15 protein-coding genes and 1 pseudogene are annotated in these 17,751 nt (G+C 61.4%); 5 read left to right on the forward strand and 11 right to left on the reverse strand.

Annotated elements, in window-relative coordinates; genetic code table 11:
- Positions 1 to 35: 35 nt before the first annotated feature.
- The gene (locus BDB13_RS24385) at positions 36 to 959 is read right to left on the reverse strand and encodes an IclR family transcriptional regulator (RefSeq protein ID WP_094274069.1); all 924 of its coding nucleotides are present in this window, start codon (positions 957 to 959) and stop codon (positions 36 to 38) included.
- A 115-nt stretch (positions 960 to 1,074) separates the two neighbouring features.
- On the opposite strand from BDB13_RS24385, the gene BDB13_RS24390 reads away from it, so the two are divergent.
- The 4 genes from BDB13_RS24390 to BDB13_RS24405 all read left to right on the forward strand — a co-directional run bounded on the left by BDB13_RS24390 (position 1,075) and on the right by BDB13_RS24405 (position 5,651).
- On the forward strand, positions 1,075 to 2,241 hold the full coding sequence (locus BDB13_RS24390) for a hypothetical protein (protein WP_094274070.1): 1,167 nt from the start codon (positions 1,075 to 1,077) through the stop codon (positions 2,239 to 2,241).
- 2 nt (positions 2,242 to 2,243) lie between these two features.
- On the forward strand, positions 2,244 to 3,026 hold the full coding sequence (locus BDB13_RS24395) for an SDR family oxidoreductase (RefSeq protein ID WP_094274071.1): 783 nt from the start codon (positions 2,244 to 2,246) through the stop codon (positions 3,024 to 3,026).
- Positions 3,027 to 3,033: 7 nt separating this feature from the next.
- The gene (locus BDB13_RS24400) at positions 3,034 to 4,173 is read left to right on the forward strand and encodes a sulfotransferase family protein (protein WP_094274072.1); all 1,140 of its coding nucleotides are present in this window, start codon (positions 3,034 to 3,036) and stop codon (positions 4,171 to 4,173) included.
- Between the two features lie 101 nt (positions 4,174 to 4,274).
- Positions 4,275 to 5,651, forward strand: a complete 1,377-nt coding sequence (locus BDB13_RS24405) for an alpha/beta hydrolase domain-containing protein (protein ID WP_094274073.1) — start codon at positions 4,275 to 4,277, stop codon at positions 5,649 to 5,651.
- Here BDB13_RS24405 and BDB13_RS24410 read toward each other — a convergent pair.
- The 3 genes and pseudogenes from BDB13_RS24410 to mraY form a co-directional block, all read right to left on the reverse strand.
- Entirely contained in the window at positions 5,625 to 6,470 is an 846-nt protein-coding gene (locus BDB13_RS24410; protein ID WP_094274074.1) for an alpha/beta fold hydrolase, read from the reverse strand. The genes BDB13_RS24405 and BDB13_RS24410 overlap by 27 nt on opposite strands.
- Positions 6,467 to 8,257, reverse strand: a complete 1,791-nt coding sequence (locus BDB13_RS24415) for an N-acyl-D-amino-acid deacylase family protein (protein WP_094274075.1) — start codon at positions 8,255 to 8,257, stop codon at positions 6,467 to 6,469. The genes BDB13_RS24410 and BDB13_RS24415 overlap by 4 nt, the downstream gene beginning before the upstream one ends.
- A 720-nt stretch (positions 8,258 to 8,977) precedes the next feature.
- Positions 8,978 to 10,053: pseudogene (gene mraY / locus BDB13_RS24420) on the reverse strand (phospho-N-acetylmuramoyl-pentapeptide-transferase).
- Positions 10,054 to 10,138: 85 nt separating this feature from the next.
- On the opposite strand from mraY, the gene BDB13_RS24425 reads away from it, so the two are divergent.
- Complete coding sequence (locus BDB13_RS24425; RefSeq protein WP_094274076.1) at positions 10,139 to 10,657, forward strand: MarR family winged helix-turn-helix transcriptional regulator; 519 nt, start codon at positions 10,139 to 10,141, stop codon at positions 10,655 to 10,657.
- 58 nt (positions 10,658 to 10,715) lie between these two features.
- Here the strand turns inward: BDB13_RS24425 and BDB13_RS24430 are convergent, their stop codons facing one another.
- The 7 genes from BDB13_RS24430 to nagB form a co-directional block, all read right to left on the reverse strand.
- Positions 10,716 to 11,492 carry an enoyl-CoA hydratase gene (locus BDB13_RS24430; protein ID WP_094274077.1) on the reverse strand — a complete coding sequence of 259 codons (777 nt, stop codon included), beginning with the start codon at positions 11,490 to 11,492 and terminating at the stop codon, positions 10,716 to 10,718.
- The gene (gene mmsB, locus BDB13_RS24435) at positions 11,489 to 12,388 is read right to left on the reverse strand and encodes a 3-hydroxyisobutyrate dehydrogenase (protein WP_094274078.1); all 900 of its coding nucleotides are present in this window, start codon (positions 12,386 to 12,388) and stop codon (positions 11,489 to 11,491) included. The genes BDB13_RS24430 and mmsB overlap by 4 nt, the downstream gene beginning before the upstream one ends.
- A gap of 23 nt (positions 12,389 to 12,411) precedes the next feature.
- Entirely contained in the window at positions 12,412 to 13,449 is a 1,038-nt protein-coding gene (locus BDB13_RS24440) for an enoyl-CoA hydratase/isomerase family protein (RefSeq protein ID WP_094274079.1), read from the reverse strand.
- The gene (locus tag BDB13_RS24445; RefSeq protein ID WP_094274080.1) at positions 13,446 to 14,603 is read right to left on the reverse strand and encodes an isobutyryl-CoA dehydrogenase; all 1,158 of its coding nucleotides are present in this window, start codon (positions 14,601 to 14,603) and stop codon (positions 13,446 to 13,448) included. The genes BDB13_RS24440 and BDB13_RS24445 overlap by 4 nt, the downstream gene beginning before the upstream one ends.
- A 15-nt stretch (positions 14,604 to 14,618) precedes the next feature.
- A complete protein-coding gene (locus BDB13_RS24450) occupies positions 14,619 to 16,136 on the reverse strand; it encodes a CoA-acylating methylmalonate-semialdehyde dehydrogenase (protein ID WP_094274081.1) in 1,518 nt (505 codons plus the stop codon).
- A 121-nt stretch (positions 16,137 to 16,257) separates the two neighbouring features.
- Entirely contained in the window at positions 16,258 to 16,971 is a 714-nt protein-coding gene (locus BDB13_RS24455) for a copper homeostasis protein CutC (RefSeq protein ID WP_441347211.1), read from the reverse strand.
- Positions 16,971 to 17,750, reverse strand: a complete 780-nt coding sequence (gene nagB / locus BDB13_RS24460) for a glucosamine-6-phosphate deaminase (RefSeq protein ID WP_094274083.1) — start codon at positions 17,748 to 17,750, stop codon at positions 16,971 to 16,973. Before nagB ends, BDB13_RS24455 begins: the two co-directional genes overlap by 1 nt.
- Between the last annotated feature and the right edge of the window lies 1 nt (position 17,751).

Genomic DNA, 17,751 nt, shown 5'->3' on the forward strand with positions numbered 1-17,751 from the left:
ACGCATTCACAGAATAGAACGCGTTCTACTCGAGGTCAATGGTTGCGAGCCGGACTTCTTCCACCCACTTCTGCGGTCACCGCATCGGCGGCCTCCACCAGCGCTGTCGCTCGTCGTACAATTTCGGCGCCCGAGATCGCTCCACCGACGTACAGCGTCAACACCAACGCCTGATGCCCCTCGGCGTCGTAGGTCGGAGCCGCGATCAGGGAAACCGGATGCTCGTCGTCCGAACTGATGTCCCGGCCGAGGTACACCCGCTCCCCCAAACTCGACACCATTTCACCGAGCAACTCCCGCACTTCCGGCGGAAGATCGTGCGTCGCAACGCCTGCCATCAATGTATGCAGACGCTGCCCGATCGGATCGAGACTCTCGACAAGGTATCCCGCGCCGCGACATTCCCGGACCACGCTCCACAGGCGCTCACGATCGAGTCGAACCGGAAGGCTGGGTTCCTTGCCGAGCCAGTTCTCGAGGTCGTCGTCGGAACCCCACAGCACGTACATCAACCCGACCGGTGGGGCGAAGGGATAAACCTGGCCAACCCGGGCCGCAACGCGTATCCGCTCGGGGCCGGTGACCTCGAGAACCCTGATCCGGTCTCCGACCACCGCCGACGCCGTACACGTAGTCCCGAATTCGGCACTCAACTTCTGCAGGTGAGCGCGGGCGATCGGACCCACGGCAAACCCGCGCTGAGCGGCGCGGCCGGCTGCGATCAGCGCCGGACCCAACCCGTAGGTCTTGAGCGCTTCATCCCGCGCGAGGTAACCACGATCCGTCAGGACCGTCAGGATGCCCAGACAGGTCGGCTTGCTGATCTCGAGCGCTCGGGCCAGTTCCGACAATCCGAAACGCTGCTCAGTGCGGGCGACGAGATAGTCGAGAACCTGCACGACGCGTTCGGTCGGCGGGGACTGACGTCCCGCAGAACGGACCTTCTCGGGTTCACCCATTGACCACTCCCTAGAACGCGTTCTATTGTCGGTTCATAAACATCTACCCCATAGGTACATATTTGTACCATGACGCTCTGGGCCGGCAACACTGCCGGAACTGTGAGGAGCCAGCGTGCTGACGGACCCGTTTGCCCAGGCGATCGCCGAGGCCGAAAAACTGATCGAGACTGCGCCGCACATCAGATCCGAACAGGATCTCTTGGAAGGCTACGAGTACCTGGCCGGCGGAATTCTTGCCACCATGCACGCAGCCTGGGCTTCCGAGAAGACCCATCCGAGCTTCATCCAGGGCACCGGCCCGTTCACGAAAATGGGCCTCGACAACCCGGATACGCTGTACTTCGGCGCCCGAATCAACGATGACAAGGAATACAAGGTCACCGGAACGCGCGGCACCACAGCCGATCTGAGTTTCCAGGTGCTCAGCGGCAACTACACCAATTCCAATGTTCCCGGCAGCGAGATCGCTTTCGACGATCGCAAACTGGAGATCAAAGACGACGGCACGTTTGTTGCCTGGTTCGGACCCGGCCCTGCCGACGGCCGCTCAAATTACTTCACGCTGGCCCCCGGGTCCTCGCAACTCGTCGTTCGTGAGGTCTACAGCGACTGGAGCCAGCAACGCGGAATCATCCGTATCGAACGCACCGATGCCATCGGAACAGCGCCGGCGCCCTTGACCCCGGAAGAAACCGAGAAGCGCTTTGCCCGCGCCGGCAAGGCCCTGGTCACCCGGGTCAAGACCTGGCTCCAGTTCCCCGAGTGGTTCTACATGAAGCTTCCGGTCAACACGATGACCGAACCACGCCTGACGCCCGGAGGCCTCGCGACGCAGTACTCCTCGGTGGGGCACTACGAACTGACCGACGACCAGGCGATGATCATCACCGTCCCCGCATCCGATGCGCCGTACCTCGGTTTCCAACTCGGAAGCGTCTGGTACATCTCACTCGACTACATCAACCACCAGACCTCCCTCAACAATGGTCAGGCCCAGGTAGATCCGGACGGGATGGTCCGAATGGTGGTGAGCGAGAAGAATCCCGGCATTACCAACTGGATCGAAACCGTCGGCCATCCGCGCGGAATCCTGCAGTTCCGCTGGCAGCGGGTATCGCGCGAACTCACTCCTCAAGACGGTCCCAGCGTCGAGATCGTGGACATCGCCGACGTCGAGAAGCACTTGCCGCATTTCGCCACCAACAAAATCACGCCCGAAGAATGGGCAGCGCGAATTGCGCTGCGCCAGTCCGCCATCGACAACCGAATGCTGGGGTAATCATGACCGAACTGCTCAAGGACCAGGTAGTTGTCATTTCCGGGGTAGGGCCCGCGCTCGGCCGTTCGCTGGCTCTACGCTGCGCGGAATCCGGTGCAAGCCTGGTTCTCGCTGCACGCACACAGTCGCGATTGGACGACGTGGCAAAGGAAATCGTCGATGCCGGCGGACGCGCCGTAACCGTGGCCACCGACATCACCGATCAGGAATCCGTGGAGAATCTGGTCGCAGAATCGATCGCCGCCTACGGCAAGGTCGACACCCTCGTCAACAACGCCTTCTCGGTGCCGTCGATGAAACCGTTGGCACGCACCGACTACCAGCACATCCGCGACAGCATCGAACTCACCGTGCTCGGGGCACTTCGGCTGACCCAACTCTTCACACCGGCACTGGCCGAGTCGAAAGGCTCGGTTGTGAACATCAATTCGATGGTGCTCCGGCACTCTCAGGAGCGGTACGGCAGCTACAAGATGGCGAAGTCGGCTCTGCTTGCGATGTCGCAGTCACTGGCCACAGAACTCGGCCCCCAGGGAATCCGCGTCAATTCGGTTGCTCCGGGCTACATTTGGGGCGACACACTCAAGGGCTACTTCGCGCATCAGGCCGAAAAATTCGGCATGACCGTTGATCAAATCTACGAGCACACCGCTTCGAACACCGACCTCAAACGCCTCCCGACGATGGACGAAGTGTCCGATGCGGCAATCTTCCTGGCGTCACCTCTGGCCAGTGCTGTCACCGGGCAGTGCCTTGATGTCAACTGCGGCGAATTCCACCACTAGGAGCACCATGTCTGAACGCACACACGTCGGAACCGTCGAAGATCTGCACGCGTCCGCGACCAAGATGACCGGGCTCACCGATTTCGGCGTCGACGATTACACCGAGGCGCTGTCGGTTCTCCTCGAATCGTACGACCGCGACGAAGACCTGACGCCCTTCGGCAGCAAGATCTCTCGTGTGTTCCTGCGCGGCGCACTCGTTGCACGGTTGCTCAGCGAATCTGCCTGGAAACAACATCCCGAGCATGCGGACGTGAAGATCGAACGGCCGATCTTCGTCACCGGGTTGCCTCGCACCGGAACCACTGCACTGCACCGCCTCTTGACGGTCGATCCGGCGCACCAGGGTCTCGAGATGTGGTTGACCGAGTTTCCCCAGCCTCGTCCGCCGCGCGATACGTGGGAAACGAATCCCGTGTACTCGAAGATCGAGGAAACGTTCGGCCAGCACCATGTGGAGCATCCCGAGTTCATGGGCGTGCACTACATGTCGGCGAGCGAAGTCGAGGAATGCTGGCAACTGCTACGCCAGACCTTCAAGTCGGTGTCGTACGAGTGCCTGGCCAACCTGCCCACGTATTCGAATTGGCTGAAGAAGCAGGAATGGTCCAATGCCTATGCGCGCCACAAGAAGAACCTGCAGCTGATCGGTCTCCCCGATCAAGATCGCCGGTGGGTGCTCAAAAACCCCAGCCACCTGTTTGCACTCGACGAACTGATGGCCGCCTACCCTGATGCGTTGATCGTCCAAACACATCGCTCCCCCACGACGATCATCCCGTCGGTGTGCAGTTTGTCAGCACAGGCCACCGACGGCTGGTCCAACACCTTCACCGGCAAGGTCATCGGTGAGAGTCAACTCGAACTCTGGGCGCGCGGCCTCGAACAATTCGATGCCGCACGTGCACATCACAATCCGGACCAGTTCATCGATGTCGACTACCAGGATTTTGTCACCGACCCACTCGGCACCGTCGAGAACATCTACACGCATTTCGACATTCCGTTGACTACCGCAGCACAAACGTCGATGGAGTCGATGCACGAGGAATCTCGCTCCGGCTCACGCAAACCCGCTCACAAGTACACGCTCGAGGAGTTCGGTCTCACCGCTGAGCAGGTCGAGGAGCGCTTCGGAGCGCGGTAATTCGGTCCCGCACAGCGGGAAAACCACACCAAGGCCCCGGGTGCCGGTACAGGATCGGCGGCAACCGAACACAGACGCCGACACCCGGAGACCTGCTCACTATGACGTTGCACCTCAACCGATCAATCTCTGTCGCAGGGCCGATAGTCGGGGGTTCCCACGGCTTCCCCGGCACATCCACGTCGCTGGATATTTCAGCCGCCGACTACGTCGAACACGAGTACTTCGTCAGCGGTAACGCGGCGTCGTACATCGCTACGAACTCGTGGACTTCCGATGGCCGGTGGGACGTCGAGGAAGAGTCGTACGCGCCGTACACAACACGAATCATCGTGCGCACGCCGACGGACCCCGCCACGTTCAACGGAACCGTCCTCGTCGAGTGGCTCAATGTCAGCGGCGACACCGACATCGATGTCGACTTCGGGCACATGAACGAGGAAATCACGAGAGGCTATGCCTGGGTGGGTGTTTCCGCGCAAGCTGCCGGGATCACCAGCACCGGCGGTAGTGCTCTCGGCGACGGTGTTGTCGGTCTACTGACGTGGGACCCCGAGCGATACGGGAATCTCGATCACCCGGGAGACCGGTATTCCTACGACATCTTTTCTCAGGTCGGCGCAGCCTTACGTTCACCCGGCGACGTCGATCCGCTGGGCGGTCTGGTGCCGACGCAGATCCTTGCGGCCGGACAGTCACAATCGGGATTCCGAATGCTGACGTACGCAAACGCTGTTGCGCCTCACGCCCGAGTCTTCGACGGCTTGATCGTCCATGCCCGCGGCGGCATCGGAGCTCCGCTGGGCGAGGGCATGATGCTCCTGGATCCCGCGCCGGCCCGAGTACGCACCGATCTTGATGTTCCTGTATTCCAGTTGATCACCGAGACAGAACTATTCGAACTGTGCGGCGGACCCGGCCCCACCAGTTTTGTTGCGGCCCGTCAGCCCGACACCGACATGATCCGCACGTGGGAAATCGCGGGCACCGCGCACTCGGACGCATACTCACTGAAAATCCTTCATCCGCAGTATGTTCGCCAGTTTGTCGACATCAAGAACCTCGCAGCATTGTTCGACATCGTCAACGACGGACCACAGCGATACGTCTCCTGCGCGGCTCTGCGCGGCCTGCGTGAGTGGGCAGCGGGCGGCGCTGCCCCGGCATCGGCACCTCCCATCACGACGGCTGACGACGCGATAGTCCGGGACCGCCACGGAAACGCTCTAGGCGGCGTCCGAACGCCTCACCTCGACGTACCACTGGCCGTGCTGACGGGGGAAAAGGTTCACGTCCCCACCAACGGCGCAACCCTTCCGTTCGATGCCGCGACGTTGGCTGCCCTGTACCCGACCCACGAGGCGTACGTGACGGCGTTCACCGAAGCCACCAACCGCGCCGTGGCGGGCGGTTTCATTCTCCCGGAGGACGGCGCCGTACTGATCGCCGAGTCAGCCCGACAGATGCTCGGCGAGTAACCGGTCCAATTGCTGCGGTACCTCGTCGGGTATCCAATGGCTCACGCCGCGAAGAACTTCGAAACGGTAAGGACCGTCCACGAATCGCGGCGTGAGCTCACTACCTTTGGGACCGATTGCGGTGTCGTTGTCGCTCCAGATGTGGAGCGTCGGAACGCTGATGCGAACGGCACGTGGTTTCGGATTTCTCATCCACATGGCGCGATACCAGTTCAGGCCACCGCGTAGCCGCCCGGGCGATCGCAGTGCGTCCAGATCACGTCGGGCCAGCTCGGATGCTTGCCCACTGGCTACCAGGACTTTCTGTCCGACAACAGTTTTGGAAATGATCCATTCCGGGAGAATCGGCAATTGAAATGCCGCCATGTACCAGGACTTCAAGCCCTGAGTGCTGGTCACCATTGCTCTGACAAATGCCAATGGATGCGGAACGGACAGTGCGGTCAGCGTACGCAGCAAGTCCGGTCGCAGCGCCGCGACCTCCCAAGCAACTCCGGCGCCCCAATCGTGGCCCACCAGATGCACTTTTCCGACGCCCACGGCATCGATCAAAGCAACAGTGTCTGCAGCCAGTTCGGATCCTCGATACGACCACCGCGATTTCGGACGGGCCCCGGGCGAGTATCCACGCTGATCCGGCGCAACGGTGCGATAACCGCGCGCGTGCAGGTACGGCACCAAACGATCCCAAGACGACGAATCCTGCGGAAAACCATGGAGCAGAACAACAACCGGGCCGTCGATCGGACCTTCGTCCCGAACGTCGAAAGTCAGCCCGGAACGCGTGTAGGTGGTGAGCCTCGAAACTTCTGCGGTCATGATGCCACGCTAGCGCGCACCGACTCCATCACGGGCGCATTCTCACCGGCCCGCAGAAACCTGCCGGTCTTCTCGATCCCGAATCCTGCGGCGAATGCGCCGTCGCGATACACCAACCGGCCACTGATCACGGTAGCCACCGCGGCACCGTCGCTACGATTCACCATTCGTGAGACGCCGTTATATTCGGGAACTATTGCCTCGAACAGTCCGTCCACCGACTCGTCGAGCCCGGCCGGGTCGATGACAACGAGGTCGGCGCGATCACCCTTGCGCAGGTGCCCGGCATCAAGTCCGTACCACTCCGCGAGTTCGCCGGTGAGGCGATGGATCGCGCGCTCGACGGTCAGGAACGGCTTCCGATCTCCCTGAGAATCGTTGACTCGCTTGAGAAGTCGCACGGGGTAGTTGTAGAACGCCATGTTTCGCAAATGCGCGCCGGCGTCACCGAAGCCCATCTGAACTCCGGAACTGGCCGCAAGTTTCTCGGCATACTTCGGGCGGTGATTGGCGATCGTGGTGCGCCAACGAAGCTTCTTACCGTATTTCACGACGAGGTCGAGATAGGCGTCCACCGGATGCACGCCACGAATATCGCCGGCCTCCCCGAAGTTCTTGCCGATCAAGCTCTCGTCGGGACAACCGACGATGACGGCGTCGTAGAAGTTTCGGTGCCAGATGCGCGGCGAAAACTTGTTGTCGTAGTCCTTGCGGAACGCTCGACGGTAGGACTCATCCTGCAGCAACTCATTTCGCTGCACCTGATCCTGGAGGTGTAGCGCTGCCGCTCCGGCACCGAACTCCTCGAACACCACCAGATCGATACCGTCGGCATACACAGTGAACGGAACGGGGAGGTGCTGCCATCTGAAATCTGTTCCGGCAAAACGGTTCAGCAGGGGCGCGGCGGCCAGCATGAAGTAGACGATCACCGGATATGCCTTGGAGTCTGCACCGGAGAGCAACGACGTCTTGAGCGGCTTCTTGCGTCCGAAGGACGAGCTTTCCACAAAGAACGCCGCAACATTGGGATGCAGATTGATGGTCGGCGCGCTCTGCAGAATCTTGCCGCGCTCACGCAAGATGCGGTTCAGGAAACGGAATTCCCGCCACCTTGCGTACGTCGACGGCAATGAGCGGGAACGGTATTCGTCGCCGTCGATCTTGTCGAGCGCATTGGTCATCGAGGAGAGTCCGAGCATCCCGGCGTCGATGGCGTCGCCCAGCATGGTGCCCATGCGAGCAAGTTCCGAGCGGGTCGGCTTGACCGACTTGTCGGTGCCTCGCCCCAAACCCAATACGTGCGTGCGAATATCCGAATGACCGATAAACACAGCAACATTCGGTCCGAGGGGAAGCGCGTCGAGCGCCGCCGCATAGGCTGCGGGCCCGTTCCACGTCTTCTTCTCCTGGAGGATTCGAAGGACCGCGTCGTGGGGGACGGCTTCAACGCGACTGAACAGGTCCGCGCATTCCTGCGGAGTCGAGTACACGGTGGACAGCGAGCAGTTACCCAGTACAACCGTCGTGACGCCGTGTCGGACAGATTCGGGTAACCCGGGGCTGACGAGAGCTTCGGCGTCGTAGTGCGTGTGGACGTCCACGAAGCCGGGGAGCACCCACTTGCCGGCAGCGTCGATCACTTCGGTATCGGGCCCAACAGGAAGCGGGTCAGTCGACACTTCTGCAACAACTCCGTCCCGGATTCCCAGATTGCGACGCAGGCCGGGCACACCGGTTCCGTCAAACCACAGACCGTTGTCGACCACGATGTCGAAACCTGACACTGCCTGACTCCTCGCCTCATCTACGTGTAACTGAACGTTATAGATAGCCTCCCGGAGAAGTCAATGGGGCATCCACTTACGGCCACGACCAGCGCAACCACTGGACAAACTGCCGATTGTGCGCAATTGTGATCCGGAACACCGGGCACGCGCCAGCGAGGACTGTTAGGTATCTTGCTTGCAGTGGCACTGGACCACGAATTCCCAACACGTAAGGAATGGCGACATGCAGTCTGTCGAAGACGTATTGCCCGAGGGTGTCGAACTCGGCGACATCTTGAAGGTCCTCAAGCTCGGAGTGGCTGCCGTCAGCCTCATTGCCGCGGTCTCCGCCTTCAGCTGATCTCTACGCACCACAAAACGGGCCGGACTTCGGAGTCCGGCCCGTTTTGTATCGCTGCTCGGATTTCGCCACGCCGAAAAACCCCAAATCGTTAATATCCACCAGAACGACTGTCCAGTTTGCTAGCGTGCACCTGCACGGCACACGGTCGGGCATCACACAAACGGAGGACCATCGTGGGTTCATTTGACACCATCAGCGCAACCATCGACATCGTTTCGCAGATCGTAAAGCTTCTCCAGAAGCTCACGGCCGGCAGCTGATCGCCAGCAACAATCGCCGACATACAGGCGGAAACAAGCGGGGCCGACACTGTCGGCCCCGCTTGTCGTTGGAGCAGGTGACCTGATTCGTCGTCGGCTCCCGCTGAACTCCGCTCAGCCTGCGGCCGCGAACCATTCGCTGTAGAAAGTCGCCAAACCGAGAACACAGGAGATGGCGACAAAGATCCAGAATCTGGCGATCACCACTGTCTCGGGCCAACCGAGTAACTCGAAGTGATGATGTATCGGGGCCATCTTGAATACGCGTCGGCCGGACGATCGGAACACCAACACCTGAATGATCACCGACAGGATCTCAGCGACGAACAGGGCGCCGATGATGACCATCAGTAGTTCGGTGTGGGTCGTGACGGATAGTCCGACCACAAGACCACCGAGAGCCAGTGAACCCGTATCGCCCATGAAGATCTGCGCGGGCGCGGCATTCCACCAGAGGAAACCCAGGCACGCTCCACCCGCAGCGGCCGCGACTATCGCAATATCGAGCGGGTCGCGCACGTCGTAACAACCCGCGACGGGGTCGAGCACACACGAGTTCCGGTACTGCCACCCGGCAATGACGACGTAGGTGCCGAGGATCATGCCCATCGAACCGGCTGCCAGACCGTCAAGGCCGTCGGTGAAGTTGACGGCATTGGACCAGGCGAAGACAAGCACGCAGAAGAAGACCAGGAACCCGATCGTTCCCATCGAGAACACCGAGATATCGCGAACATGCGAAAGGTACTGGCTCCCCGGTGTGACGCCCTTGTTGTTGGAGAACTGCAAAACAGCACACCGAAAATGATCGCGCTCGCGAGCTGACCAACCGTCTTCGCGGTCTTGTTCAAGCCGAGGTTGCGTTTCTTACGAATCTTGATGAAATCGTCCAGGAATCCGACGATTCCCAAGGACGTTGCCAACGCGAGGACCAGCCAACCCGAAGCGGTGAACCTCGGCAGTACCGAACCGAAGCCGATCACGTGAGCTGCCAGATAGCCCGCCCACATACCCGCGATGATCGCGATTCCGCCCATCGACGGGGTGCCGCGCTTGCCCTGATGACTTTGCGGCCCCTCGGTGCGGATCTCGTGTCCGAGCCCCTGTTTGGACAGCACTTTGATGAGGAAAGGCGTCAGGAACAGAGCGACGAATAACGAGACGCCACCCGCGACGAGGATTGAAATCACTCGGTGGACTCTACAGACGTAACCGCCGGCGACACACAATCAGACAAGGCGGTCGGCGCCTGGCAAGCATGGGATGATCGAACCTATGCCTCCCGCCTCGCCGCTCCCCCTCGACCCCATCGAAGAGGCGCATCGGCAATGGACCGAGCACGGTTGGAGTGACGTCGCCGACGGTATGGCGGCCGTCACCTCGGTGATGCGGGCCCAACAGATCATGATGGCCCGGGTCGAAGAGGTACTCAAACCCCTCGGACTGACATTCGCCCGATACGAACTGCTGACCCTGCTCACCTTCACCAGGTCGGGCGCACTTCCGATGACCAAGGCCAGTGCCCGCCTTCAGGTTCATCCCACCAGCGTCACCAACGCCGTCGACCGGTTGGAGAAGGCCAAGCTCGTACGACGCGTACCGCATCCCAGCGACCGACGTACGACGCTCATCGAAATCACCGACGCCGGTCGGACGCTCGCGCTCGAGGCGACCGAGTTGCTCAATGCCAAAGTCTTCGCACACCCGGGTCTGGCACCGGACAAGCTCGACCAGTTGGTGACGATCCTCACTGAATTGCGGAAAGATGCCGGCGATTTCGAGGCCGGAACGTGAACGATCCTGAAGGATTTCGCTCGCTCAGCGAGTGAAATCCTTCAGGATCAGGGCACGACTAGCGGTGTTTGAACTCAGCTGACCGCTTCTCCACGAATGCGGCCATGCCTTCCTTCTGATCTTCCGTGGCAAACGTCGAGTGGAAGATGCGACGTTCGAAGCGGACTCCCTCAGCGAGGGAGGACTCGAAGGAGCGGTTGACTGCTTCCTTGGCCATCATCGCGATCGGCAAGGACATCTCGGCAATAGTCGTTGCCGTCTTCAGAGCGTCGTCGAGCAGGTCCGCGGCCGGAACGATCCGCGACACGAGGCCTGCACGTTCAGCTTCTTCGGCATCCATATTGCGTCCGGTCAGGCACATTTCCATGGCCTTGGCCTTGCCCACTGCGCGGGTAAGACGCTGTGAGCCGCCGATACCGGGGATGACACCGAGCTTGATCTCGGGCTGACCGAACTTTGCGGTGTCGGCGGCAATGATGAAGTCGCAGAGCATCGCGAGCTCGCAACCACCACCGAGCGCGTATCCGGCGACAGCAGCGATCAGCGGCTTCCGAGACGCAGCGACGCGATCCCACGGAGTGAAGAAGTCCTCGGTGTAGGCGTCCATGTAGGTCTTGGACTGCATTTCCTTGATATCGGCGCCGGCGGCGAATGCGCGCTCGGAACCGGTGATCAGGATGGCGCCGATGCCGTTGTCTGCTTCGAGATCGGTTACTGCTGCAACCACCTCGTTCATCAGCTCGGAGTTCAGGGCGTTGAGAGCCTTGGGGCGGTTGAGCGTGATGACGCCGACGCGGCCCTTACGCTCGAGGATGATGGTGTTGAAGTCGGTCACTGCTGTCCTTCGGTCGAACGATCACGGATGTCGTTGATGATGGCAGAGAAGTCCAGGCCGCCACCGCCCGCGGCATGGAAACGGCTGTAGAGCTCTGCAGCCCTGAGTCCGAGTTCGCCGTCAACACCATTGGTGCGCAAAGCGTTTGCCGCCAAACCGAGGTCCTTGTCCATCAGTGCGACAGCGAAGCCTGGCTGGTAGTCGTTGTTGGCCGGGGTGGTGGGTACCGGTCCGGGGACCGGGCAGTTGGAGGTCAATGCCCAGCACTGCCCCGATGCGTTCGACGCAACGTCGAACAGCGCCTGGTTGCTCAGGCCCAGCTTCTCGCCGAGAACAAACGCTTCACTGATGGCGATCATCGATACGCCGAGGATCATGTTGTTGCAGATCTTCGCGGCCTGACCGACTCCGGCGTCGCCGCAGTGAACTACCTTGCGGCCCATCACCTCCAGCAACGGGGATGCAGCCTGGAAGTCCGCTTCGGAGCCGCCCACCATGAAGGCGAGGGTGCCGGCGGTTGCACCGACAACACCGCCCGAGACAGGTGCGTCGACGCTGCGATGGCCTGCAGCCTCGGCCTTGTCGTGGGCCACCTTGGCATCTGCGACATCGATCGTGGAGCAGTCGATGAACAGGGTGCCTGGTGTAGCGATCGGCAGCAACTCGTCGTACAGCCCCAGGACATGCTTGCCGCTGGGCAGCATCGTGATGACGACGTCCGCGCCGCGCACTGCATCTGCGGCTGAATCAGCTACAGATGCACCGTCTTTGACAGCCTGCTCGAGCGCCGCCGGCGCCAGGTCGAAGCCGACAACTTTGTGTCCGGCCTTGACCAGATTGGCTGCCATCGGGCCACCCATGTGACCGAGTCCGATAAATCCAACAGTCGTGCTCATAGCTCGCGCTCCTTCGGCGTTGGTCAGTGAGATGTAAGGCCGAGCTCGCGCTCGCCGAGCGGCGCAAAGTATGCGTCCACTGCTTCTTCGGTGACGTCGGAGAGAGTGGCCGGTGACCACTGCGGGTTTCGGTCCTTCTCGACAACTTGCGCTCGGATTCCCTCGACCAGATCGTGTGAACGCAGTGCTGCGGTGGATACCCGGAATTCTTCGTTCAGAACCTCCTCGAGACTGCCGGCGTCCTTGGCATGACGCAGTGAACGCAATGTCACGGACAGTGCGATCGGAGACTTACCCAGAATTGCCTCGGCAGCCTTCTCGGCTTCGGGGATGCCACTGGCTCGCAGCCGTTCGACAATCGTCTCGACGTTGTCCGCCGAGTACGCTGCGTCGATCCAGCTCTGCTGGGCAAGAAGCTCGGATACCGGTGCGGGCTCGGCAAACTGAGCGACGGCCTGTTCCACCGTCGACGAAGCAAGAGCCTCGATAAACGTCTCGACGTTCTCCGACGGAATGAAATGATCTGCGAACCCACACGCGATGGCGTCGCCGGCACTCAGACGCGCCGTGGTGAGCGCAATGTGGGTTCCCAGCTCACCGGGAGCACGTGAAAGTAGGTACGTGCCGCCGACGTCGGGGATGAATCCGATTCCGGTCTCGGGCATTCCGATCATCGAGCGTTCGGTGACGATACGGATGTCACCGTGTGCGGACACTCCGACGCCGCCGCCCATGACTATGCCGTCCATGATCGCGATGTACGGCTTGGGGTAGTTCGCGATATCGGCATTGAGGATGTACTCGTCGCGCCAGAAGTCGAGTGAACCGGTCTTGCCGTCTTTGGCGTCGTGATAGATCGAGACAATGTCGCCGCCGGCACAGAGGCCGCGCTCGCCGGCGCCGGTAAGGACAACAGCTTTGACGTCGTCGTCGCTCTTCCATTCCTCGAGCGCCTGGGCCATCTGCGTCACCATGTTGTGGTTGAGCGCGTTGATAGCCTTGGGACGGTTGAGCGTAATGCGCCCCAGTCCGTCACGCTTTTCGATGAGTACTTCGCTCATGCTGCTCCCTGCTTTCCTTGCGCTCCGACCACGCTCCGGGCGATGACCACCCGCATGATCTCGTTGCTTCCTTCGAGGATCTGATGAACCCGAAGATCTCGCACGATCTTCTCGATCCCGTACTCAGCAAGATAGCCGTACCCACCGTGCAGCTGGAGCGCGCGGTTGGCTACGTCGAAACCGGTGTCGGTGGCAAAGCGCTTGGCCATCGCGCATAGTTCGACAACATCGGGTGCGTCTGTTTCGAGTGCCTCGGCAGCACGCCACAGCAGAGTGCGGGCAGCCTCGAGTTCGGTACGCATATCGGCAAGCTGGAACTGCAGCGCCTGCGATTCGATCAATTGCGCGCCGAAAGCCTTGCGGTCGGTCAGGTATCCGACAGCTTTCTCGAGCGCTGCCTGCGCGCCGCCCACCGAGCAGGCCGCGATGTTCAGGCGACCGCCGTTGAGGCCCTTCATGGCGATTCGGAACCCACTGCCCTCTTCGCCGAGCAGGTTTGCCGCGGGGACTCGCACGTCCTCCATGATGACCTGACGAGTGGGCTGCGCGTTCCAACCCATCTTGATCTCGTTGGCACCGAACGACAGACCCGGCGAATCCTTCGGCACGATAAACGCCGAGATCCCCTTGGCACCAGCAGCTCCGGTGCGAGCCATGACGACATACACGTCGGAAGTGCCTGCGCCGGAAATGAACTGCTTCACTCCGTTGAGGATGTAGTCGTCTCCGTCGCGAACGGCCTTGGTACTCAAACCCGCTGCGTCGGATCCGGCACCGGGTTCGGTGAGGCAGTAGCTGCCCAGCTGGTCCATCGAGCACAGACCCGGAACCCACTTGTGTCGCTGTTCGTCGTTGCCGAACTGGTCGATCATCCACGTCACCATGTTGTGAATGGAGATATACGCGGCGATCGACGGATCACCCTTCGCGAGCTCCTCGAAGATCCGGGCAGCATCGACGCGGGTCAGGTCACTGCCACCTACATCCTCACGGATATAGATGCCGCCCATCCCCAGGGACGCCGCCTTGCGGAGAACGTCCACCGGGAAATGCTTGGTCTGGTCCCACTCCACTGCGTTGGGCGCCAGATGCTCGGCCGCGAAGTCGCGGGCGGTGTCGCGAATCGCCCGCTCGTCATCGGTCAGAGTAAACATGGAAAGTTGTTCCGATCAGTTCATCGTGGGGATGACGAAGTGGTTGGTCTCTTCCTTCTTGCCGGAAGGCCAACGCTGCGTCACGGTCTTGGTCTTGGTGTAGAAGCGGAAAGAATCGGGACCGTGCTGGTTGAGGTCACCGAATCCGGAGCGCTTCCAGCCACCGAAGGTGTGGTACGCGATCGGGACCGGGATCGGCACGTTGACGCCGACCATTCCGACATTGACGCGAGCCGTGAAGTCACGAGCGGTATCACCGTCACGGGTGAAGATGGAGACCCCGTTGCCGTATTCATGCTCGGACGGAAGGCGCAGTGCCTCTTCGTAATCCGCTGCACGCACGACCATCAGGACAGGCCCGAAGATTTCCTCGGTGTAGATCCGCATCTCGGGGGTGACATTGTCGAAGAGGGTGGCGCCGGCGAAGAAGCCGTCTTCGTGCCCTTCGAGCGTGAAGCCGCGGCCGTCGACGACTGCTGTTGCACCCTCGTCGATTCCGATCTGCACGTAGTTGTTGACGCGATCCAGAGCGTCCGCACTGACGAGGGGTCCAAAATCCACCGCCGCATCGTCACTGCGACCGATCTTGAGCTTGGCGACGCGTTCCTTCAGCTTGGCAACCAGAGCGTCTGCGGTCTCTTCGCCGACGGGAACGGCCACCGAGATAGCCATGCAACGCTCACCGGCACTGCCGTAACCGGCGCCGATGAGTGCGTCGGCAACCTCGTCGAGGTCGGCGTCGGGCATGACAACCGCGTGGTTCTTGGCGCCGCCGAAGCACTGAGCGCGCTTGCCGTGAGCTGCGGCCGTCTCGTAGATGTACTGCGCGATGGGCGTGGAACCCACAAAGCCGATTGCCTTGACGCGCTCGTCGGTCAGCAGGACGTCGACAACTTCCTTGTCACCGTTGACCACGTTGAACACACCGGCAGGCAGTCCGGCTTCGAGGAACAGTTCGGCCAGACGCAGCGGCACCGAGGGGTCACGCTCGGACGGCTTGAGAATGAAGGAGTTACCGGCGGCGAGAGCCGGGCCGGCCTTCCACAGCGGGATCATCGCGGGGAAGTTGAATGGCGTGATTCCAGCGACCACGCCGAGCGGCTGACGCATGGAGTACACGTCGATGCCGGCCCCGGCGCTCTCAGTGAATTCGCCCTTGAGCAGGTGCGGAGCGCCGACAGCAAATTCGATAACCTCGAGGCCACGCTGGATGTCGCCCTTGGCGTCGGCGACGGTCTTGCCATGCTCGGACGAGAGCAGCTGCGCGAGCGACTCCATCTCGTCCTGCGCGAGCTGGAGGAACTTCATCAGGACGCGGGCACGCTTCTGCGGATTGAAAGCCGCCCAGACCTTCTGCGCTTCTTCGGCATTCGCGATGATCGCTTCGGTCTCAGCCTTGCTTGCGAGCGGCACTCGCGCCTGCACCTGACCGGTGTTGGGATCGAATACGTCGGCAAATCGCTCGGAAGTGCCGGGAACGCGCTTGCCACCGACGAAGTGCGTCAACTCTTGAACCGCCACTTTTTCAACCATTGTGCTAACCCGTTCCTTGCTCGTTGTGGACCGCCGAGGAGGCAGCGCTAGTTATGTCTACCATCCTATAGTTGGATGTCCATGTATGTCTACAGTCGTGCGCCCTTCTTAACCTTGGGGGTTAAGAAAGGCGCACAGCAGATGCCGCCGCAGCAGCAATATCCTGGTCGGTTACTTCATATCCATCGCTGCCGCCACCGGGTCCACCGGAACCGTCGATCACCTTGCGCGCCGACAAATGGATCGCGTCGACTCCCGTGGCCGCGATCTTCGCGATGTCCGGTACACGCACTCCCCCGCCGGCCATGATCTCAACGCGGCCATGAGCGTATGCAGTCATCTCGGCCAACTCGTCGAGTCCGTCGATGCACCGCGGGGCGCCGCCGGACGTGAGCACTCGGCGCACTCCCAGTTCAGCGAGGACGTCGAGTGCAGCCAACCTGTCCGCCACCACATCCATGGCACGATGGAAGGTCACCTGCACAGCAGTCGGGTCGACGGCGCGCAAAAGGTGTTGCAGCGCAACCGTATCGATGCGGCCATCTTCGGTGAGCGCGCCCACCACCACACCGGAGGCGCCGGCCGCAACCGCAGCAGCGGCGTCGCGGGCCATAACATCCAATTCTTCACTGCTGTAGACAAATCCGCCGGGTCGACTGCGAATGAGCGGATGAACTGCGATGCCGGTCGCCACGACGGCCTCGATCATCGCAATACTGGGAGTCAGCCCGCCAGTGGCTCCGAGGGCGGAACACAATTCCACGCGCGAAGCACCGACGGCCGCAGCGATACGCGCACCCGCTGCGTCCTGCACCGCCAGTTCCAGTACCGCCATCAGAATCGCTGCGAAGCGGGCTTGTGCTCGACTGCGTAACGGTAGTAATCGGCGAGCTTCAAACTCGTGGCTGCCGCTTCGTCGATCACGACGGTGACGTGGCGGTGCAACTGCATGACCGACGCCGGGCAGAATGCTGCGAGAGGGCCTTCTACTGCCGCGGCAATCGCGTCGGCCTTGCCCTCGCCGAGTGCGATCATCACCAGGTGGCGGGCCTCGCTGATGGTGCCCAACCCCTGCGTCAGTACGTGATGGGGGACGTCGTCGACGCTGTCGAAGAAGCGCGCATTGTCGATACGCGTCTGCTCGGTCAACGTCTTCACTCGTGTACGCGAGGTCAGCGAGGATCCCGGCTCGTTGAACCCGATGTGACCGTCCGTACCGATACCGAGCAACTGCACGTCGACGCCACCAGCTGCGGCGATGACGGCGTCGTAGCGTCGAGCTTCGGCGTCGATGCTCGACGCTTCACCGTTGGGGCTCGACACCAATGCCGGATCCAAATTAACGTGATCCACGAATTCGGAGCGGATCACCGAAAAATAAGACTGCTCATGGTCTTTCGGAATACCGACGTACTCGTCGAGCAAGAAGGCTCGGGCGCCCGAGAAATCGAGACCCTCTTCGCGGTGCCGACGCGCCAGTTCCTGGTAACTGCCGAGCGGCGACGATCCCGTGGCCAGGCCCAGCGTGACGTGGCCGCCGCGGACGTAGCCCTCGACAATGTCTGCCACCGTGGTGTGAACCTCGGCGGCGGTGGGGCGAATAACGATTTCCATA

The organism is Rhodococcus sp. OK302 (genome assembly GCF_002245895.1).
Taxonomy (GTDB): Bacteria; Actinomycetota; Actinomycetes; order Mycobacteriales; family Mycobacteriaceae; genus Rhodococcus_F.